Origin of the sequence: Photobacterium sp. TLY01, from assembly GCF_021432065.1 — a bacterium.
GTDB lineage: Bacteria > Pseudomonadota > Gammaproteobacteria > Enterobacterales > Vibrionaceae > Photobacterium > Photobacterium halotolerans_A.
Map to the genome: position 1 here is coordinate 3,267,202 of NZ_CP090364.1, position 19,237 is coordinate 3,286,438.

At 56.0% G+C, this 19,237-nt stretch carries 20 protein-coding genes and 1 riboswitch; of the genes, 4 read left to right on the top strand and 16 right to left on the bottom strand.

Features of this window, described 5'->3' with window-relative positions; all coding sequences use genetic code 11:
• Positions 1-42 precede the first annotated feature (42 nt).
• The 8 genes from tatD to rmuC form a co-directional block, all read right to left on the bottom strand.
• Positions 43-831 carry a 3'-5' ssDNA/RNA exonuclease TatD gene (gene tatD / locus LN341_RS15160; protein WP_234205072.1) on the bottom strand — a complete coding sequence of 263 codons (789 nt, stop codon included), beginning with the start codon at positions 829-831 and terminating at the stop codon, positions 43-45.
• A gap of 122 nt (positions 832-953) precedes the next feature.
• Positions 954-1,703 (bottom strand): Sec-independent protein translocase subunit TatC, encoded by a 750-nt coding sequence (gene tatC / locus LN341_RS15165; RefSeq protein ID WP_046221825.1) that lies wholly within the window; start codon positions 1,701-1,703, stop codon positions 954-956.
• A gap of 9 nt (positions 1,704-1,712) precedes the next feature.
• The gene (tatB, locus tag LN341_RS15170; protein WP_046221824.1) at positions 1,713-2,120 is read right to left on the bottom strand and encodes a Sec-independent protein translocase protein TatB; all 408 of its coding nucleotides are present in this window, start codon (positions 2,118-2,120) and stop codon (positions 1,713-1,715) included.
• Between the two features lie 3 nt (positions 2,121-2,123).
• Positions 2,124-2,369 carry a Sec-independent protein translocase subunit TatA gene (tatA, locus tag LN341_RS15175; RefSeq protein ID WP_046221823.1) on the bottom strand — a complete coding sequence of 82 codons (246 nt, stop codon included), beginning with the start codon at positions 2,367-2,369 and terminating at the stop codon, positions 2,124-2,126.
• Between the two features lie 56 nt (positions 2,370-2,425).
• Complete coding sequence (gene ubiB / locus LN341_RS15180) at positions 2,426-4,063, bottom strand: ubiquinone biosynthesis regulatory protein kinase UbiB (protein WP_234203736.1); 1,638 nt, start codon at positions 4,061-4,063, stop codon at positions 2,426-2,428.
• 6 nt (positions 4,064-4,069) lie between these two features.
• Positions 4,070-4,696 carry an SCP2 domain-containing protein gene (locus LN341_RS15185; RefSeq protein ID WP_046221821.1) on the bottom strand — a complete coding sequence of 209 codons (627 nt, stop codon included), beginning with the start codon at positions 4,694-4,696 and terminating at the stop codon, positions 4,070-4,072.
• A 7-nt stretch (positions 4,697-4,703) separates the two neighbouring features.
• Positions 4,704-5,456: a bifunctional demethylmenaquinone methyltransferase/2-methoxy-6-polyprenyl-1,4-benzoquinol methylase UbiE gene (ubiE, locus tag LN341_RS15190; RefSeq protein WP_046221820.1), complete on the bottom strand. Its 753-nt coding sequence runs from the start codon at positions 5,454-5,456 to the stop codon at positions 4,704-4,706.
• 35 nt (positions 5,457-5,491) lie between these two features.
• The gene (gene rmuC, locus LN341_RS15195; protein WP_370643748.1) at positions 5,492-7,027 is read right to left on the bottom strand and encodes a DNA recombination protein RmuC; all 1,536 of its coding nucleotides are present in this window, start codon (positions 7,025-7,027) and stop codon (positions 5,492-5,494) included.
• Positions 7,028-7,236: 209 nt separating this feature from the next.
• On the opposite strand from rmuC, the gene LN341_RS15200 reads away from it, so the two are divergent.
• A complete protein-coding gene (locus tag LN341_RS15200) occupies positions 7,237-8,142 on the top strand; it encodes a DMT family transporter (protein ID WP_234203737.1) in 906 nt (301 codons plus the stop codon).
• A gap of 127 nt (positions 8,143-8,269) precedes the next feature.
• On the opposite strand, the gene LN341_RS15205 is transcribed toward LN341_RS15200, so the two are convergent.
• Positions 8,270-9,472, bottom strand: coding sequence for a multidrug effflux MFS transporter (locus LN341_RS15205; protein WP_120510106.1), 1,203 nt, complete (start codon positions 9,470-9,472; stop codon positions 8,270-8,272).
• A gap of 122 nt (positions 9,473-9,594) precedes the next feature.
• On the opposite strand from LN341_RS15205, the gene LN341_RS15210 reads away from it, so the two are divergent.
• Together LN341_RS15210 and LN341_RS15215 are read left to right on the top strand one after the other, a co-directional pair.
• A complete protein-coding gene (locus LN341_RS15210; RefSeq protein WP_046221816.1) occupies positions 9,595-10,554 on the top strand; it encodes a LysR substrate-binding domain-containing protein in 960 nt (319 codons plus the stop codon).
• A gap of 123 nt (positions 10,555-10,677) precedes the next feature.
• Positions 10,678-12,465, top strand: coding sequence for an aminopeptidase P family protein (locus LN341_RS15215; RefSeq protein ID WP_234203738.1), 1,788 nt, complete (start codon positions 10,678-10,680; stop codon positions 12,463-12,465).
• Between the two features lie 54 nt (positions 12,466-12,519).
• Here the strand turns inward: LN341_RS15215 and thiH are convergent, their stop codons facing one another.
• From thiH to LN341_RS15250, 7 genes are all read right to left on the bottom strand, one after another.
• Entirely contained in the window at positions 12,520-13,650 is a 1,131-nt protein-coding gene (thiH, locus tag LN341_RS15220) for a 2-iminoacetate synthase ThiH (RefSeq protein ID WP_234203739.1), read from the bottom strand.
• 9 nt (positions 13,651-13,659) lie between these two features.
• Complete coding sequence (locus LN341_RS15225) at positions 13,660-14,430, bottom strand: thiazole synthase (protein WP_120510110.1); 771 nt, start codon at positions 14,428-14,430, stop codon at positions 13,660-13,662.
• 1 nt (position 14,431) lies between these two features.
• A complete protein-coding gene (thiS, locus tag LN341_RS15230; RefSeq protein ID WP_234203740.1) occupies positions 14,432-14,641 on the bottom strand; it encodes a sulfur carrier protein ThiS in 210 nt (69 codons plus the stop codon).
• Entirely contained in the window at positions 14,641-15,396 is a 756-nt protein-coding gene (locus LN341_RS15235) for a HesA/MoeB/ThiF family protein (protein ID WP_234203741.1), read from the bottom strand. Before LN341_RS15235 ends, thiS begins: the two co-directional genes overlap by 1 nt.
• Before the next feature lie 2 nt (positions 15,397-15,398).
• Positions 15,399-16,040 (bottom strand): thiamine phosphate synthase, encoded by a 642-nt coding sequence (gene thiE, locus LN341_RS15240; protein ID WP_234203742.1) that lies wholly within the window; start codon positions 16,038-16,040, stop codon positions 15,399-15,401.
• Positions 16,037-17,965: a phosphomethylpyrimidine synthase ThiC gene (thiC, locus tag LN341_RS15245; RefSeq protein WP_046221808.1), complete on the bottom strand. Its 1,929-nt coding sequence runs from the start codon at positions 17,963-17,965 to the stop codon at positions 16,037-16,039. Before thiC ends, thiE begins: the two co-directional genes overlap by 4 nt.
• A gap of 125 nt (positions 17,966-18,090) precedes the next feature.
• Positions 18,091-18,188: riboswitch (TPP riboswitch) on the bottom strand.
• Positions 18,189-18,248: 60 nt separating this feature from the next.
• The gene (locus LN341_RS15250; RefSeq protein ID WP_234203743.1) at positions 18,249-18,689 is read right to left on the bottom strand and encodes a universal stress protein; all 441 of its coding nucleotides are present in this window, start codon (positions 18,687-18,689) and stop codon (positions 18,249-18,251) included.
• 130 nt (positions 18,690-18,819) lie between these two features.
• On the opposite strand from LN341_RS15250, the gene crcB reads away from it, so the two are divergent.
• Complete coding sequence (gene crcB / locus LN341_RS15255; RefSeq protein ID WP_046221807.1) at positions 18,820-19,203, top strand: fluoride efflux transporter CrcB; 384 nt, start codon at positions 18,820-18,822, stop codon at positions 19,201-19,203.
• Positions 19,204-19,237 lie beyond the last annotated feature (34 nt).

Sequence of the window (19,237 nt, forward strand, 5' to 3'; positions counted from 1 at the left end):
AGTCAATCACAGTTGCGTTTCATCTTATCATCGAACAAAGATTTACGCTGGCTCGATCTGAAAAAATGCCCGGCTGGTCGCCGATACTGCGGCCCTCAGATCGGCGGGCGACTGTTGCCGGCATGTTGCCACTGCTTGTGCAATATGGGGCAGATACGCCGGCTCATTGCGGCTGGACTTGGGTTTGGGCCGCAGATCGCGCGGCAGCAGATACGGGCAGTCTGTTTCTATCATCAGTCGGTCGTCCGGAATATGCCGCACGATATCACGCAGTTCGGTGCCCCGGCGATCGTCGCAGATCCACCCTGTGATGCCAATATACAGATCCAGCGCCAGACAGTCTTTCAGTTCCTGCTCGCTGCCGGTAAAACAATGCAATACCGCCGCCGGCAGTTTATCGCGCCAGGGTTTGAGGATTGCCAGAAAGCGCTCATGGGCATCCCGGCAGTGCATAAACACAGGTTTTTGCAGTGCGGCTGCCAGTGCCAGCTGCGCTTCAAAAACAGCTTCCTGCTGCGGACGGGGCGAAAAATCACGGTTGAAATCCAGACCGCATTCGCCAATCGCGACCACTGCCGGATCGCTCGCCAGCTCGCGAATCGCGGGGAGAGAAAAGTCCGACACCGATTTGGCATCGTGCGGGTGCACGCCCGCGGTACTGAAACAGTAGCCTGGCCACTGATGCGCCATTGCCAGCGCCTGCCGGCTCTCCTCCTCACTGGTGCCGCTCAGGATCAGGGCTTTAACCCCGGCCTGCTGCGCACGGGCGATAACCGCTTCCCTGTCTTTATCAAAGCGGCTGTTGGTCAGGTTAACGCCAATATCGATCATCACTGTGCTATCCGCAAAAAAGAAACCATTCTACACACCGGGCGATGACAAATAAAAACCGCGGAAACAAAAACAGCCGCACCGGGCGGCTGTTTTTCAGTCATCTGTCAGCAAAAAGTGACTTAATCTTCTTCGGACGGCGCCTGCTCATTGGCGCGAATATAGAAGCGCGAGAAGAACAAGCCGACCTCAAACAGCAGACACATGGGAATCGCCAGCAGTGTCTGGGAAATGATATCCGGCGGCGTCAGCAACATACCCACGACAAACGCCGCGACGATGATGTAGGGCCGCTTCTGGCGCAGGCTCTGCGGATCGGTCGCGCCGGTCCAGCACAGCAGGATAATGGCCACCGGAATTTCAAAGGCAATCCCAAATGCCAGGAACAGCGCCAGGACAAAGTCCAGATAACTGGCGATATCAGTCGCTACCTGCACCCCTTCCGGGGCAATACTGGTAAAGAAGCCGAACACCAACGGGAACACCACAAAATACGCAAAAGCCACACCGCAATAGAACAGCAGCGAGCTGGAAAACAGCAGCGGCATGACCAGCCGGCGTTCGTGCTTGTATAACCCGGGCGCAACAAAGGCCCAGATTTGATACAGGATCAGCGGTACCGCCAGAAACACCGAAGCGACCAGCGTCAGTTTAATCGGCGTAAAGAAAGGCGAGGCCACATCCGTGGCAATCATACTGGTGCCTTCCGGCAGTCTCTCCACCAGCGGAGCGGCCAGCAGACTGTAAATGTCGTTGGCAAACCACACCAGGCAAAGAAACACCACCAGGACACTCAGGATAGAACGGAGCAGCCGGTTACGCAGTTCCAGCAGATGGCTGAACAAGGGCTGGGTATCTTCCACACTCGACATGAAGCGTCATTAATCCTGTTTTTGCGATGAAGGGGAGTGCGGCGGCACTGAGCTATCCTGATGCGGTGCTGGCGGCTGAGGATCCTCTGCCGTCACACGCTCAGAAGCACGCTCAGGTTCCGCCTTCGCATAAGGGCGCTGTACCGATGCCGCAGCCTCTTTCAGTTCGTCAACGGACTTTTGCAGCTCAGGTGACAAATCTTTCATGCCCGCCTGCTCGGCCTTTTTCAAGTCCTGCTGCAGCTCGTGAATTTTCAGTTCCTGAGACAGCTCAGTCTTCACCGCACTGGCCATATTTCTGGCGGCATTGATCCACCGAGACACTGAACGGATTGCGACAGGCAGCCGCTCCGGTCCAAGCACGACCAGACCGACGATGGCAATTAAGATCAGCTCCCAGAACCCGATATCAAACACGCGTTAAACCTGCTCTTTATCTTTCGGGGTTTTCTGTGGCTCAGCGGCCTCTTTTTTATCCGCCAGCGACTTCTGCTCAAAATCGGCATCGGCCTTATTCTTCGCTTCGTCGTCGTCACTCAGGGCTTTTTTAAAGCCTTTCACCGCCGACCCTAAGTCACCGCCCATGGAGCGTAACTTTTTGGTGCCGAATAATAAGACGATGATCAGGGCAACGATTAGGAGTTGCCAGATACTGATTCCACCCATGTTTACTTTTCCTCAATAAGATTCATCAAACGCTGTGCCGCCCAGCAACACAGCCATTATTTCGTGTAGGCCCGCCAGCCAAACAACCAGAACATTGCGCCAGCTGTGACTGATACGACCGGATAAACATCCACCTGATTACCAAAAAGTATGGCAGAGCATATGATCAGTGTCGCCCCAACCCCAAAACAGAACCGGGCCTGAGCTTGCTGACGACGGCTGGTCATGAAATTGTCGTACAGTTTATCAATCCGCTGATTCATCACCTTGCCCTGGCGCAAACTGTCATAAAGAAGTTCCGGTAATTCGGGTAATTTCTCGGCCCAGAAAGGCGCCTTGTCCCGCACTGCGCCAATGATCGCCTGCGGCCCGACCTGGCGCGACATCCAGTCTTCCAGAAACGGTTTGGCGGTATCCCAGAGATCCAACTGCGGGTACAACTGCCTGCCTAACCCTTCAACATACAGCAGGGTTTTCTGCAGCAGTACCAGCTGAGGCTGAACTTCCATATTGAAGCGCCGTGCTGTATTGAACAGATTCAGCAGCACGTGGCCAAAGGAGATGTCTGCCAGCGGTTTCTCGAATATCGGCTCGCACACGGTACGAATCGCAAATTCAAATTCGTCGACATTGGTATCGGGCGGCACCCAGCCGGAGTCCACATGCAGCTCAGCCACTTTGCGGTAATCCCGGTTAAAAAACGCCAGCAGGTTTTCAGCCAGATAGCGCTTATCTTCGCGGTTCAGGGTCCCGACAATCCCAAAGTCCAGCGCAATCCACTGCGGATCAACCGGGTTCTTGTGCGATACAAAAATGTTGCCCGGATGCATATCCGCATGAAAGAAGCTGTCACGAAAGACCTGAGTGAAGAATACATTCACGGCTTTTTCCGACAGCAGCTTCATGTCTGTGCCGTTGGCTTTCAGCGCCTCGACATCAGAAACCTGGATACCATAGATGCGTTCCATGACAAGAAGATTACTGCGCGAATAATCGGTAAAAACTTCAGGAACATAGAGTGAATCGCTGCCGTCGAAATTGCGTCTGAGCTGAATGGCATTGGCCGCTTCGCGCATCAGATCCAGCTCATCGAGCAAGGTTTTTTCATATTCCCGGATCACTTCAACCGGTCGCAGGCGGCGCGCCTCTGGCATAAAGCGGGACAGCAAACGGGCCATACGGTACATGAGTTTGATGTCGGCCTGAATCACAGGCAGGATATCCGGACGGATCACCTTAATCACCACTTCACGGCCGTTCTCTTTCAGTGTAGCAGTATGGACCTGCGCAATAGATGCCGAGGCCAGCGGCGTCTGGTCGAAATCGGCAAACCAGGTATCCAGCGGCCCGCCTAACGATTTTTCAATCTGCTTCCGGGCCAGAGCACCGTCAAAAGGAGCCACTCTGTCCTGCAGCAATGCCAGCTGATCAGCAATGTGTGGCGGAAACAGGTCTCGTCGGGTCGACATCATCTGGCCGAACTTCACCCACACCGGCCCAAGGCTCTGCAGCGCCAACCGCAGACGCTCACCCAAAGGTTTGTCCGGATGCTGGTTGCGGATCCAGAACAGACTCTTGCGCATCAATTTCGGCAGCCGGGTTCGTGGATCGTCCGGCAATAAATCGTCCAGCCCATAGCGCAGCTGGACGGCAGTGATCTGGTATAGGCGCTTAATTTCGGAAAAACGGCTCATGGGCTATCAGGTCAGGCTAGTAGGTTGCGCCAGCCGTTCAGCCAGCTTGTGAATCCGGGCTTCCAGACGGGCCAGCTGTGAAGCGGCTTCGTCGACCTGGTCGGCAAAATGGGCAATTTCCAGCGCCGGCGGGGCCAACCGCCATTCTTCCGTGACGATTTCGCCCAGATCACGCCGCCGTTCACCCAGCACGTGCTGCAGTCCCGCCAGTTTTTGCCGGGCGCCGCTCACCACTGTATGGGCGACCACATCGCCCGTGTAACGAGACAGGCGTTCCGCCACATCCGGCTTGAGGCCGCTGAGTAGCGCAGAAAACTGCTGGGCCAGCTGAATATCGCCTTCCAGGGCCAGTTTATCGGCTTTGATCAGTTGGGTGAGATTGGCCTGCTCACGCAGTTCCGGCAGCGCAGCCAGACTCAGGGCCAGGCGGCAGTCCGTCTCCCCTTCATAGGCAGCCAGTACGTCAATTTGCTGACTGAAGACAAAAAACAGCTGCTTGCCAAAATCGTTTATCTGCACACTGATCACTTTGCCACGCAGACGCGCCAGACGGCGCTGGCTGGCCTCTTCATCTTTCAGCAAAGCATTCAGGGTAGTTTCCACCACTCCGGTGACTAACGCATCAACTGGCATCCGGACCTCAGAATTTATAACCACGGTGCAGGGCAACAATGCCGCCCGTCAGGTTATGGAAACTGGTTTGTTCGAAACCGGCTTCCTGCATCATCCCTTCCAGCGTAGCCTGATCCGGGTGCATACGGATAGATTCAGCCAGATAGCGGTAGCTGTCCGCATCACCCACCACCATTTCACCCACGCGCGGCAAAATGTGGAACGAATAGGCATCATAAATTTTTGACAGCGGCTCGATGACTGGCTTGGAGAATTCCAGCACCAGCAGGCGACCGCCGGGCTTGAGCACGCGGAACATGGAACGCAGCGCTTTGTCTTTATCGGTGACATTACGCAGACAGAAACTGATGGTAATGCAGTCAAAGTAGTTATCCGGGAACGGCAACTCTTCAGCGTTGGCCTGAACATAGGCCACGTTGCCGACGATACCGCGATCGCGCAACTTGCTGCGGCCCACTTTGAGCATGGAGTTATTGATGTCCGCCAGCACCACCTGACCGTCTTCACCGACCATGCGCGAGAACTTGGCCGTTAAATCGCCGGTGCCGCCACCCAGATCCAGCACCCGGTGACCCCGGCGTACGCCGCTGCAGTCCACGGTGAAACGCTTCCAGATACGATGGATCCCCATAGACATCAGGTCGTTCATCAGATCGTACTTATCCGCTACCGAGTGAAACACTTCCGCGACCAGCTGCGCTTTCTCATCTTTAGCGACCTTACGGTAACCAAAATCAGTGGTTTGTGTGGGTTCAGTCATGCTCGTTCCATCAATTCTCATCTAATTGCCGTAGTTTACTTGAAGCGCTCAGGTGTGTCATTCACCGTCTCGGCCAGCCTGTGGACAGTATCACTGTCACGCAGCGCCCGCTCGGTCAGCGACGCCGGTAAATCCCGTTTCACCTCCACGCCCAGCTCCTTGAAGCTTTCGGCCTGACGGATAATATTGCCCCGTCCGCTCGCCAGCTTGTTCATGGCGCCCTGATAGCTATGGCTGGCTTTCTCCAGCGCCGTGCCAATATTGTCCATGTCGGCGACAAACAACCGCAGCTTGTCGTACAGCTTGCTGGCCCGTTCCGCGATTTGTTTGGCATTCTGATTTTGCCTTTCATTGCGCCACAAGTTATTGATGGTACGCAAAGCCACCAGCAATGTGGTCGGGCTGACCAGCATAATATTACTGTCCATGGCATCGCGGATCAGCGCAGGATCAGCTTCAACGGCCGCCTGAAATGCCGGCTCCACCGGGACAAACATCAGCACATAGTCCAGACTGCGGACGCCATCCAGCTGATGGTAATCTTTGCGGCTCAGGCCGCGGATATGGCTGCGCAGCGAGACCAGATGATCGCTGAGCGCTTTGTCTCGCTCTTCCTGGCTCTCGGCATGAAAATAGCGCTCGTAGGCGACCAGCGACATTTTGGCATCTACCACCACGTCTTTCTCCTGCGGCAGGTGCACCACCACGTCCGGCTGATAACGCTTACCGCTGCTGTCTTCCAGGTTCACCTGAGTGTGGTATTCGTGACCTTCCCGCAGCCCGGACTCACTCAGCACCCGGGCCAGCACCACTTCGCCCCAGTTGCCCTGGGCTTTGTTATCACCTTTCAGCGCCTGAGTCAGATTGACGGCCTCACGGGCCATCTGCTCATTGAGCTGCTTCAGGCTGTTGATTTCATGGACCAGGGTATGCCGCTCTCTGGCCTCATGGCTGAAGCTGTCATTGATTTGCTTGCGAAAACCCTCCAGTTGCTCTTTGAGCGGGCTGAGCAGGCCATCCAGGCTCAGCTTGTTCTGCGCGTCCACACTGCGGCTTTTTTGCTCGAACAAACGGTTGGCCAGACTCTCAAACTGCTGCTGCAGACGGTTCTCGGCATTTTCCAGCAGGGCGATTTTTTCCTGCGCGGCCTTTTGCTCTTCCCGGTAGCGGGTCTGCAGCTCCCGCAAGTCGGCGGCCAGAGCGGATTCTGCCTGTCGGGTTGCCTCCAGGCGCTCAGTCAGCGTCAGGTTGTCCTGCCGCAGGGTTTCCAGGTATCGCAGTTTTTCTACTGCCGCTGCCAGCCGGGCGTGCATCTGCCGCAGCTCATTACTGAGACGATCGCGCTCGACATCCAGGCTATCCAGTTCCTGCTGTTGCTCTTGCAGATCGTGGCGCAGTTGCTGCTCCTGCTGCTGCGCCAGCCGGGTTTCTGCTGCCAGTTGCTGCTGCCAGATCGCCGCCTGCTGTCGTAAACGCCCCTGAAACCACAGGGCCGTGGCGCCACCAGCGGTGGTCGCCCCGGCAATCGCAGCCGCCAGCCACTGGCCATTCTCACTGAGCCATTCACCCATCATCAATCTGTTTCCTGCATGCTTTTGTATTGATACAATAAGGCTAAAAAGATACTGGATAAATGTCCAGATATTGTCATCAATTCAGGCACGCTGATACCGAAGTTCAGGCTGGCTGAGTAAGCGCAAATGGCATAAACTGGCCTCTTTATAACGGGCAGGCGTTCATCCTGCCAGTGACACTGACACCAGCAGCAGGAAGCCGCAGTATGCAGGAAAAGAAAGCGATCGGGTTCGGCCTCGCCGCCGTGCTCTTATGGTCGACCGTCGCCACCGCCTTTAAAATTACCCTGGATTATTTTTCGCCGATCCAGATGGTGGCGGCGGCCAGTACAGTATCAGCCATCGCCTTGCTCGTCATCGCCGCTTATCAGGGCAAACTGAACCAGCTGCTGCCGACCCTGCGCGCCCGTCCGCTGTATTACCTGATGCTCGGGCTGATCAATCCCTGCATCTATTATCTGGTGTTGTTCAAAGCCTATGATTTGCTGCCGGCCTCTCAGGCTCAGCCGCTCAACTACAGCTGGGCCATCACACTGACGCTGATGGCCGCTCTGTTTCTCGGCCAGAAAATTCGCCCGCAGGACTGGGTCGCCTGCCTGTTTGGTTATCTGGGAGTGGTGGTGATTGCCACCAAAGGCGACATCATGGCCTTGCAGTTCGACAGTCCGCTGGGAGTGGCGCTGGCGCTGGTTTCCACCCTGTTATGGGCGCTGTTCTGGATTCTCAACACCAAAAACCAGGCCGATCCTGTGGTCAGTGTGTTGCTGGGCTTTGTGCTGTCGCTGCCTTTTTCCATCGGTCTGAGTCTGTACACTGGCGGCTGGCAGCCCATTCCGTGGCAAGGCTGGCTGGCGGTCAGTTATGTCGGTCTGTTTGAAATGGGGATCACTTTTGTACTCTGGCTCAATGCCATGAAACTGACCCGCAATACCGCCAAGCTGAGCAATCTGATTTTCCTGTCGCCTTTTATCTCGCTGATCCTGCTGGCGACCATTATCGGTGAAACCATTCATCCGGCGACTCTGATCGGCCTGGTGATGATCATCGTAGGCCTGCTTATCCAGCAATGGCGGGGTAAAGCCAAAGCCAACGACGCCAGCGCCTCGTGCTGACCCTTATCTGCAAACGAAAAAAAGGCCTGTCACAGCAGTAACAGGCCAAGCGAGAGTTCAAAAGGGTTGTCGAGACCCGGCGCCTTTGCGGCGTCTAGTTATGAGCGAAAAAATCAAAGGCTGTTGGTTAATCCTGTGCCGGCGCCGGATGCCACTGGCGGCCTTTGCGTGACAGTAAAATCAGCAACCCGGGCAGCAGCAGCAGCATCTGAAAGGTCAGCAATAACGGCGGTGACAGCTCCATCCGCTGGGTCAGGCTGACCATCAGGCCGGCACCGCTCATCTGAAACAGGCCAAGCATCGCCGCGGCGGTACCCGCTCTGTCACCAAACGGCGCCAGCGCTTTACCGGCCGCCGAGCCGAGTACAAAAGCAAAACCAAATGAGCTCATAAAGATAGGCACCATAAAGGCCCAGGCCGCTGCGATATCTTTCAGGGCCAGCATCATTACGCCCGAGACCACCAGCATCGCCAGCCCCGACATCAGGGTGCGGCGGGAGCCCATCTTATCCATGCATTTCGGCGCTACCATGCAGGCAATAATGTTCAGCACTGCATTCACACCAAACCAGGCGGTGAACTGTCCCATATCCAGGCCCAGATGCACCATCAGCCACATCGGCGCTGAGGTCACGTAGGCCAGAATCACCGCCATTGCCAGCATAGACATTGAGGCATGAAAGACAAAAACCGGCTCGCGCAAGACGGAAAAATACCGTGACGGGCTGAACATCGCGCCGCTGACAAAGGTGTCCGCCGGGCGGGTTTCGCGGAAGAACACACTCAGCAAACCACCTGCCACCAGCGCAAAACCGGCCATAAAGCTGAAGTTGGCACGCCAGCCAAACTCATGGGTCAGCCAGGATCCCAGCAAAGGTGCCAGCGCCGGAATAAAGCAAATTGCCCCGTTCAGGTAGCTGATCATCCGGCCGCTGCGTTCCGGACCGAAGCTGTCACGGGCTGCCGCAAACGCTGCCACTGAGGTGGCACAAGCGCCGAAGCCCTGCAGAAATCGCGCAAGCAGCATGATATCCAGCGACTGGGCGGTATAGGCCAGTGCCGAGCTGAAGGCATAGACAGTGACACCGGCCAGCGCTATCGGGCGACGGCCGAAGCGATCTGCTAGCGGGCCGGCAAAAACCTGTCCCAGTCCTAAACTGAACATGAACCAGGTCACTGTGTCCTGCACCAGCGTCGGGTCGACAGCAAAACTGTCCGCCATCGCAGGCAAAGCAGGCAGATAAATATCGATGGCCAGCGGGCTGAACAGCACCAGCAGGACCATGAGCGCCACGATACGGCGGTGAGACGTTGTTGGTTCAGGCTTCATTCACTCGGTTTCCTATCAGAAGACGGCGCCAGTCTAAGGCCTTCGAGATATGAATCAAAATGGTTTATATTCACTACTAAAATTCCATATCGGAATATCACTGTTAGAATAACGGACGCAATATGACTGTGGATAAATTAGCCCGCCTCGATCTCAACCTGCTGGTCTGCCTCCATGTCCTGCTGCAGGAATGCAGCGTGACCCGGGCAGCCCAGCGTTTGTTTCTCAGCCAATCGGCGGTGAGCAAAAGTCTGGCCCGGCTGCGCGAACAGTTCGACGACGCGCTGTTTGTCCGCAGTGCCCACGGTCTGCTGCCTACCCCGCGCGCCAAAGTGCTGCAGCCGGTGCTGGAAAAACTGCTCCAGGATATTGAAAACCTGACCGAACCGACTGAGTTTGTGCCGCAAAACAGCCACCGCCACTTCAAAATGTCGCTGGTAGAAAGTGCCTACCCGCTGCTCATGCCACGTTTTCTCGGGGAAATCTTCAGCCAGGGCCCCAACATACTGCTCGATACCCACGCCTGGGAGCCGGACACTTTCGACAAGATGCTGCGCGGGGAAATCGACTTTGGCATTACCGGCAAGGATCTTAATCCACACGACGCCCAGCTCACTCTGATGCCGCCCAAAGGGATCATTTTTCAGGAACTTCACCGTGATACCCAGCGCTGTATCGTCCGCCCCGGTCACCCTGTGCTGGCGCTGGTTGAGGCAGGTGAGTGGACTCAGGCCAATTATCTGCTGCAACGCCATATCCAGGTGCGCTGTGGCCGTGATGACCGCTGGCTGCTGGATTACAAACTGGCAGAGCAAGGCCTGCAGCGCGACATTGCCATGTATGTGCCAGACTTTAATAGTGCCGCCAGCTTATGTACCCATACGGATCTGATTTTTACGGCGCCGAGCCATTTTGCCGACTATGTTGCCGCGCAGCTCAACCTGGTGGTCCTGCCGCTGCCCACCCCGCTGCCGGCAATGGCCTACACCCTGTTCTGGCCGCAGCATCAAGAGAATGATCCTGGCCATTGCTGGTTACGGCAGATAATCATTAACGGGTGCCGCGAATTGTCCAGCCGATAATTGCAGCGGCTCATTAAAAACGCTACCGTTACCGGATCGGCCTGCAGCTGCCGTCAGGGTGACTAAGGGGCAGGTTTGGATCATCCCCATTCGGATGACAACAACAGAAAGGAATACAGACAGATGCAATCAGTGATCTCACAACGCGTGGCACAGATTCGCCAGTGGCTGGAAGCAGAACAGCTTGACGCTCTGGTGATCCCGCATGAAGACGAATTTCTGGGTGAATACATCCCGGAACACAATGAACGCCTGCTGTGGGCAACCGGGTTTACCGGCTCTGCCGGTGCGGCCGTTATTGCCCGTGATAAAGCAGCCGTCTTCGTGGATGGCCGCTATGTGGTTCAGGTTCGTAAACAAGTGCCGGGCGACGTGTTTGAGTACCGTCATCTGATCGAAGAACCCCCGATGCACTGGGTGGAAACACAACTCGCGTCAGGCAGCAAAATTGCCGTCGACCCGCGCCTGCACAGCGGTGCCTGGCTGCAGCGGACTCAGCAAACCCTGTCCAGCGATCTGACGCTGGTGCTGCTGGACACCAATCCGATTGATACGCTGTGGGCAGATCGCCCGGCCCCCACCCTGTCGGATGCCCGCTTGATGGGACTGGATTTTGTCGGCCAAAGCAGCAGCGACAAACGCGCCAAAATTGCGGCCAGCCTGCAACAGCAAAAAGCCGATGCCGTGCTGCTGACCCAGCTCGACAGCATTGCCTGGCTGCTGAACGTGCGCGGCAGTGATGTGGCCTGCTTGCCTGTGCTGCTCTCCGCAGCCATTCTGCACAACGATGGCAGCGTCGATTTCTTCATTGATCAGGCCCGTCTGCCGGCTGAGTTTGCGGCGCACGTCGGCGAAGGCGTCCGCGTTCAGGCGCCGGAAACCCTGAAAAACAGCTTAAACGCCCTGCAAGGAAAACGCGTCCTGCTCGACCCGGCCACCAGCAATGCCTGGTCCGGACAAACCCTGCGTGATGCTGGTGCCATCATCCTTGAAGGCGCCGATCCCTGCATGCTGCCGAAAGCGGCGAAAAATGCCACCGAAGTCGCCGGCATGAAAGCCTGCCATATCCGTGATGGCGTCGCGGTGTCCAAATTCCTGGCCTGGGTCGACCGCCAAGTCGCGGCCGGCAACTTGCTGGACGAAGCAACACTGGCCGAGCAGCTGTGGCAGTTCCGTATTCAGGATCCAAGCTGTACCGATGTCAGCTTTGACACCATTTCTGCAGCCGGCGGCAACGCAGCCATGTGTCACTATAATCACAACAACCAGCCTGAGCCGGGCGTCCTGCAAATGGACAATGTCTACCTGGTGGACTCCGGCGGCCAGTACCCGGACGGCACAACCGATATCACCCGCACCATCGCCATCGGCACGCCGGGCGATGAAGTGAAGCAAACCTTCACCCTGGTCCTGAAAGGCCATATCGCACTGGCAACCGCCCGTTTTCCGCGCGGCACCACAGGCTCACAGCTTGATGCGCTGGCTCGCCAGCACCTGTGGGCCCATGGCTTTGATTTCGACCACGGCACGGGTCATGGTGTCGGCCATTTCCTCAATGTGCATGAAGGCCCGCAGCGCATTTCAAAAGCGCCGAATCCGACCGCGCTGCTGCCGGGTATGGTACTGTCCAACGAACCGGGCTACTACCGCGCCGATGCGTTCGGCATCCGGATCGAAAACCTGGAACTGGTGGTCGAAGTACCAACCGAGGGCGACATGACAGTACTGGGCTTTGAATCCCTGACCCGTGCCCCGATTGACCGCCGTCTGGTGGATCTCAGCCTGCTGACCGATGCTGAGCTCAACTGGCTGAACCGTTACCATCAAACCGTGTTCGAGGTGATCAGCCCGTCGCTGCAAGGCGAGGATCTGAGCTGGCTGCAACAAGCCACGGCACCGCTCAGCCGTTAACTGAGATGCAAGACCATGAAGCTCCCGGCCGGGAGCTTCTTTTTTTACCGGCAATCAGGTCAGCGAGTGACTCAAGCCGGAGTATGCGGGATGCCAGTCTTTCCACACCACCTCAAACCCGTGCTGCTTCACCGCGTCTGCAACCTCAGCCACGGCGCGTTCATCACTGATCGCAAACTGCTCCAGCTCAGGCTCATCATCGGCATAGCCGCCAGGCTGGGTTTTGGAGCCCGCCGACATGCTGGTGATCCCTAATGGCAAGACGTTATCGCGAAAATGCGGCGACTCCCGGGTCGACATCGACAGCTCGACTTCAGGATTAAACAGCCGGTAGGCACAAATCAGCTGCACCAGCTGGCGGTCGCTCATCACGGATTTGGGCTCCAGGCCGCCTGTGCAGGGGCGCAAGCGCGGGAAGGAAATCGAATACCGACTCTGCCAGTAAGTGCGTTCGAGATAGTCCAGGTGACTGGCGGTAAAAAAGCAGTCGGTGCGCCATTCCTCCAGACCAATCAGCGCACCAATGCCGATTTTATCGATCCCGGCACGGGCCAGTCTGTCCGGCGTGGCCAGCCGATATTCAAAATCCATTTTATTGCCGCGTAAATGATGCTTGGCGTAAGTCGGGGCGCTGTAGGTTTCCTGATATACCATCACCGCATCCAGTCCCAGGGTTTTCAGCTCAGCGTATTCATCCTGATCCAGCGGCTGCACTTCCATCGACAGATAGCTGAAGTGACGCTTAATTGCCGGGACACATTCGCGGAAATAGGCCATGCCGACCTTGCGCTCATGTTCCCCGGTAACCAGCAGCACGTTGTCAAATTGTAACGCCTTGATCGCCGCACATTCCCGTTCGATCTCGTCAAGATTCAACGTCCGCCGCTTGATCTTGTTTTCCATGGTAAAGCCGCAATAGGTGCAGCTGTTGGCACAGAGGTTCGACAGGTACAAAGGGACATAAAACCCGATGGTGCGGCCAAACCGCTGCCGCGTCAGTGCGGCCGACTGCTGCGCCATCTGCTCGAGATACGGCTCTGCCGCGGGCGAAATCAGCGCTTTGAAATCCTCCAGATCGCGCTTGCGATGACTGAGCGCCCGCTCGACATCCGCGGCCGTTTTACTGTAAATCGACATCCGGACATCATCCCAGTCCAGCTGCCGCCATACATCGACATAACTCATGACCTCTCCTTACGCGCTGGCGTCTAAAAACGCTGTGAGCGGACTGGACGCCACGGCATGACTGACGGTACCAGCCAGGCCGGCTTCGTAGGCCATCCGGCCGCTCTCCACGGCCAGTTTAAAGGCCAATCCCATGGCAATCGGATCCGCCGCTGCCGCAATCGCCGTATTGACCAGCACAGCATCGGCACCGCGTTCCATGGCTTCAGCCGCATGAGAAGGCGCACCGATCCCGGCATCCACAATCACAGGCACCCGGGCCTGATCGATAATGATGTCGAGAAAATCCCGTGAGGCCAGCCCTTTATTGGAACCTATGGGAGCACCCAGCGGCATCACGGCGGCACAGCCGACTTCCTCCAGGCGTTTACACAACACAGGATCGGCATGACAGTAGGGCAGTACAATGAAACCTTGCTTGACGAGCGCTTCGGCTGCGGCCAGCGTTTCTATCGGATCCGGCATCAGGTACTTGGGATCCGGGTGGATTTCCAGTTTCAGCCAGTTGGTTCCCAGCGCTTCACGGGCCAGCTGGGCGGCAAAGATCGCTTCTTTGGCATTCTTGGCTCCCGAGGTATTCGGCAGCAGGTTGACTCCCGCCTCACGCAACGGGGCAAGAATGTCATCATCTCGGTTATCAATATCCACCCGCTTCAATGCCATGGTCACCAGCTCAGAACCGGATGCAATAATTGACTTTGCCATCACGTCCCGGCCAGCATATTTGCCCGTTCCGGTAAAAAGGCGGGATGAAAAGGTTTTATCGGCAATGGTCAGCATGTCAGCCTCCTGCTATGGCTTGAAACAAGGCGATTTCATCGCCGTCATTGAGCCGTTGCTCGGCCCAGAACTCGCGGCCCAAAATGGCCTGATTGAGCGCAACTGCTGTGGCATCCAGCGGCATCGCCAATTGCTCCAGCAGCTGTTGCAGCGAGCTTTGTGCCGCCAGCTGCATGGCTTTGTCGTTCACCAGAACGGTTATCGTGGTCATCAAGATTCCTTACTACATACAGGACATTGCGGGTTGGCAGGCAAGGCAAACTGCTGCCATTGCAGGCTGAGGCCGTCGAACTGGCGGAACTGACGGACACAGAGATCACCGCTGTCAGTGATGGCTTTCACCGCCTGCAGCGCCTGAAAGGTTCCCATAATGCCGACCACAGGTCCGGCAATCCCGGATTCACTGCAGTTCTGCGGGGCTTTCATCTCGCCGTTCGGAAATAAGCAGTGGTAGCAAGGCCCCTGCCGGGTGCGAAAATCAAAGCTCATCAGTTGCCCCTGCCAGCGAATCGCCGCGGCAGAGATCAGCCGTTTACCGTGCTCAAAGCAGGCCTGATTAATGGCATGGCGGCTGGCAAAGTTATCGGTACAATCAAGCACCACATCAGCCAGACTGATTTCCATCGCCAGTTGCAGCTTGGCCAGTCTGGCTGTCACTGCACGGGCACGGATCAGCGGATTGAGCGCCTTGATCTGCGTCACGGCGGCCTGTGCTTTGCTCTCACCCTGATTATCATCACGGTAGATAATCTGCCGCTGGAGGTTGGAGCGCTCAACCTTGTCACCATCGGCAATCACCAGGCTGCCAACGCCCGCCGCCGCCAGATATAAGGCTGCCGGTGCGCCAAGCCCGCCCGCACCGATAATCAGCACCCTGGCCTGCTGCAGGGCCTGCTGGCCCTGCTCTCCGATTTCCGGTAGCTGCACCTGGCGCTGGTAGCGCAAGAAAGACTCGTCTGTCAGCATGACTACCTCACCAGCTTGTCAGCAAATGCCGCCAGTGCCTGCTCGAGATCCGCTGCCGCTGTCACAGCCCGCACCACAGCCACACAGGACACGCCCGTCTGCCAGACATCTGCAACATTGGTGAGATCAATCCCGCCGATGGCGACCGTCGGATAGCGGCCGGCCACTGTGCCGAGGTGCGCTTTTAACTGAGCGATCCCTTGTGGTGGAGTCGGCATGTCTTTGGTCGGGGTCGGGAAAATATGGCCGATCGCTACATAGCTGGGTGCCAGTGCCAGACCGCGTTGCAGCTCAGCCGCCGTTCGGGTTGATACCCCCAGGCGGATATTTGCCTGGCGCAGCGCATCGAGATCCGCGATATCCAGCTCTTCCTGCCCCAGGTGCACACCGTAAGCACCGTGCCTGAGCGCCAGCTGCCAGTAGTCGTTAATAAACACCTGGGCGTTGTGCTCCCGGCCCAGACGAATCGCATCAATAATCTGCGCCTCCAGCTCAGGATGCGCTGGATCTTTGATCCGCAACTGAACAGTTTTCACCCCAAGCGGCAGCAATCGGGCAATCCAGCGGACATCATCAACAACCGGATAGAGCGGACCGATGCCGCCCTCCATCACAGGAAATGACGCTTGCATCACCTCACTCATGCCTGCTGTTCCTCATGGGTTTTCGCCTTGTGGTAGAGCTCGCTGCCCTTGTCCCGAAACTCCTCCGCTTTCTGGCGCATCCCCTCCAAGGGATCCTCGAGCATTTGAATCACCTGAGCGTCCTCTTGCGCTTTGGCGTAATCCCGCACTTCCTGGGAGATCTTCATCGAACAGAATTTCGGTCCGCACATCGAGCAGAAGTGAGCCACTTTGCCCGATTCCTGTGGCAGCGTTTCATCATGGAAAGCCCGCGCAGTATCCGGGTCCAATCCGAGATTGAACTGATCTTCCCAGCGGAATTCGAAACGGGCTTTGGACAGGGCATTATCACGCACCTGCGCCCCGGGATGACCTTTGGCCAGATCAGCGGCGTGGGCACACAGCTTATAGGTGATCAGACCGGTTTTGACATCGTCTTTGTTCGGCAGACCTAAATGCTCTTTCGGCGTGACATAGCACAGCATGGCGCAGCCAAACCAGCCGATCATCGCCGCACCAATACCAGAAGTAATATGGTCGTAGCCCGGGGCAATGTCGGTGGTCAGCGGGCCTAAAGTATAAAACGGTGCTTCATGGCAGTGCTTGAGCTGCTCATCCATGTTCTCTTTGATCAGGTGCATCGGGACATGTCCCGGGCCTTCAATCATTACCTGGACATCGTACTCCCAGGCTATCTTAGTCAGCTCGCCTAAAGTGCGCAGCTCACTGAACTGGGCTTCATCATTGGCATCAGCAACTGAACCGGGACGCAGGCCGTCACCCAGCGACAGGGAGATATCGTACTGGGCGCAGATCTCGCAAATTTCACGAAAATGCTCATACAAAAAGCTTTCTTTGTGGTGCGCCAGACACCATTTCGCCATGATAGAACCACCGCGGGAAACAATTCCGGTTACCCGCTTGGCGGTCATCGGGACAAAGCGTAACAATACACCGGCGTGAATCGTAAAATAGTCGACCCCCTGCTCCGCTTGCTCCAGCAAGGTGTCGCGGAAGACTTCCCAGGTCAGGTTTTCAGCCACACCATTGACCTTCTCCAGCGCCTGATACATAGGGACAGTCCCAATGGGCACCGGGCTGTTACGGATGATCCATTCGCGGGTTTCGTGAATATTTCGGCCGGTCGACAGATCCATCACGGTATCGCCGCCCCAGCGGGTCGACCACACCAGTTTTTCCACTTCTTCCTCGATTGAAGAGGTCACGGCCGAGTTACCGATATTGGCATTCACTTTCACCAGGAAGTTGCGGCCAATGATCATCGGCTCGGATTCCGGGTGGTTAATGTTCGACGGAATAATCGCACGGCCTTCCGCGACTTCTTTGCGAACAAACTCTGGGGTGATGTCTTTGGGCAGATTGGCACCAAAGCTGTGTCCCGGATGTTGCTGATTCAACACCTCATCACGATACTGAGCGCGACCCATATTTTCCCGGATCGCGATATATTCCATCTCCGGCGTAATCATGCCCTGACGGGCATAGTGCATCTGAGTCACACACTGGCCAGCTTTCGCACGGCGTACGCGGGCTCGGTGGGCAAAACGCAAATCATCCAGCGTGTCATCGGCCAGACGCTCTTTGGAATATGCTGAGCTCAGCTCATCCAGCAGTTCGGTATCGCCGCGCTCCTCAATCCAGCTTTCACGCAGTGTCGGCAGGCCGTTATAGATATCAATGGATTGCTCAGGATCGGTATAAAAGCCGGAGGTGTCATACACTCGAATCGGCTCGTTTGGCTCAAAGATAGGGTTGTTTTTATCGCCGCCGACCAAAGAATCGGCCTGGGCGATTTCACGCATGCCGACACGGATATCATCCCGGCTGCCGGTGACATAGACTTTCCGGGAATTGGGGTAGGCTTGGGTGGTGAGTGAATCAATGAATTGTTTCGCTTCCAGTCTCGCTTGTTTGCGATTCGACATAGCAATTTCCTTTTTCAATGTTAGGGAAGTTGCTTGACGGATGGGCGCGTAAACAAGAGGCGGACACATGTAGGGCGTGTCGCATCGTCTGATACAGCAGCAGTACGCTAAAGGTACAGCTAGGCAGAAGATTTTCTCTTGTTCCCTTCGCAGATACTAATCTGATCAGGTTCAACGGATCCCGCAATGCGGTCTCAGCCAGTTGGCACTCCGACAAGTTTCAGTCAAAGAGTATAAGGAAGCATCACCCGCTCAGCAAGTCGTCTTTTTCATCCCTACACCACTACAGCGTTTTCTGCTGGCAGATCAGCACATCACACTTCAAGTGTTGCGCCAGCTCATAACGTATATCACCCAGCCAATGAATGCCGGGTTTGTAGTTCCCCGTGATCACTAAATCGACTTTGATCGTCTTCCCCAGCGCAATCAGATGTTCGGCAACATCACCGTCGGCCAGATGAATCGCCGCAATCGGACGTGGTGAATGCTTTGCCAGATCAGACAACTGAGCCATTCTTCTCAGCTCCTGCTCGTTATGCGCCTCGTCGAGCTGTAAATCGATATCCAGAAAGCTGACATTACCTACACCCGGCTCTACATAGGCCAGATGCAGATCTGCATTGTTTTGCTTGGCAATCACACCGGCTTTTACAACTAACTGTTTTACATTCAAATCATCCGGGTTAATTGCCAGTAAAATGGTATGGTACATACCCATAATCATCGCTACTCCTGCTAGGATTAGTGCACAATGTAGTAACCGTCATGTGAGAAGCACGTCGCTTTGTGGTATCAGACTTTTTCCTGTCTTTTGACCATAGCATGTAATGATTCTGTCACCATCTGGGCTTTCTATGAACCAACTGATTATTCTGGGCTATGTGGCGATTGGCGGGGCGGTCGGCGCCTGCTCACGCTATCTGATTGCTGAACTCTCGGTGATTTTATTAGGCAAGGGATTCCCGTACGGAACGCTGGCCGTCAACATCATCGGTTCATTGATGATGGGTATGCTGAGCTCGGCACTGAACCAGGGCATGATAGAGGCAGCTCCCTGGCGTCCATTGATTGGCATCGGCATGCTGGGAGCGCTAACGACTTTTTCTACGTTTTCGATGGATAACCTGATACTGCTCCAGCAAGGCGCCTATATTAAGGCTGGCTTGAATATGATGCTGAACTTATCTCTGAGCCTATTTGCTTGCTTCGTGGGATTTCAGTTGCTTCAGCGTGGATAAGCGGATGCATGATTCATAATGTCTTCAACCACTG

Excerpts from the sequence above, each read along its gene's own strand:
- LN341_RS15200 (WP_234203737.1), top strand. The coding sequence starts at position 7,237 with ATGCAGGAAAAGAAAGCGATCGGGTTCGGCCTCGCCGCCGTGCTCTTA.
- ubiB (WP_234203736.1), bottom strand. The coding sequence starts at position 4,063 with ATGAGCCGTTTTTCCGAAATTAAGCGCCTATACCAGATCACTGCCGTC.
- LN341_RS15235 (WP_234203741.1), bottom strand. The coding sequence starts at position 15,396 with ATGCTGACAGACGAGTCTTTCTTGCGCTACCAGCGCCAGGTGCAGCTA.
- LN341_RS15215 (WP_234203738.1), top strand. The coding sequence starts at position 10,678 with ATGCAATCAGTGATCTCACAACGCGTGGCACAGATTCGCCAGTGGCTG.
- rmuC (WP_370643748.1), bottom strand. The coding sequence starts at position 7,027 with ATGGGTGAATGGCTCAGTGAGAATGGCCAGTGGCTGGCGGCTGCGATT.
- thiS (WP_234203740.1), bottom strand. The coding sequence starts at position 14,641 with ATGACCACGATAACCGTTCTGGTGAACGACAAAGCCATGCAGCTGGCG.
- LN341_RS15250 (WP_234203743.1), bottom strand. The coding sequence starts at position 18,689 with ATGATTATGGGTATGTACCATACCATTTTACTGGCAATTAACCCGGAT.
- LN341_RS15210 (WP_046221816.1), top strand. The coding sequence starts at position 9,595 with ATGACTGTGGATAAATTAGCCCGCCTCGATCTCAACCTGCTGGTCTGC.
- LN341_RS15225 (WP_120510110.1), bottom strand. The coding sequence starts at position 14,430 with ATGCTGACCATTGCCGATAAAACCTTTTCATCCCGCCTTTTTACCGGA.
- thiE (WP_234203742.1), bottom strand. The coding sequence starts at position 16,040 with ATGAGTGAGGTGATGCAAGCGTCATTTCCTGTGATGGAGGGCGGCATC.
- tatD (WP_234205072.1), bottom strand. The coding sequence starts at position 831 with ATGATCGATATTGGCGTTAACCTGACCAACAGCCGCTTTGATAAAGAC.
- ubiE (WP_046221820.1), bottom strand. The coding sequence starts at position 5,456 with ATGACTGAACCCACACAAACCACTGATTTTGGTTACCGTAAGGTCGCT.
- LN341_RS15205 (WP_120510106.1), bottom strand. The coding sequence starts at position 9,472 with ATGAAGCCTGAACCAACAACGTCTCACCGCCGTATCGTGGCGCTCATG.
- LN341_RS15185 (WP_046221821.1), bottom strand. The coding sequence starts at position 4,696 with ATGCCAGTTGATGCGTTAGTCACCGGAGTGGTGGAAACTACCCTGAAT.
- tatC (WP_046221825.1), bottom strand. The coding sequence starts at position 1,703 with ATGTCGAGTGTGGAAGATACCCAGCCCTTGTTCAGCCATCTGCTGGAA.
- crcB (WP_046221807.1), top strand. The coding sequence starts at position 18,820 with ATGAACCAACTGATTATTCTGGGCTATGTGGCGATTGGCGGGGCGGTC.
- thiH (WP_234203739.1), bottom strand. The coding sequence starts at position 13,650 with ATGAGTTATGTCGATGTATGGCGGCAGCTGGACTGGGATGATGTCCGG.
- tatA (WP_046221823.1), bottom strand. The coding sequence starts at position 2,369 with ATGGGTGGAATCAGTATCTGGCAACTCCTAATCGTTGCCCTGATCATC.
- thiC (WP_046221808.1), bottom strand. The coding sequence starts at position 17,965 with ATGTCGAATCGCAAACAAGCGAGACTGGAAGCGAAACAATTCATTGAT.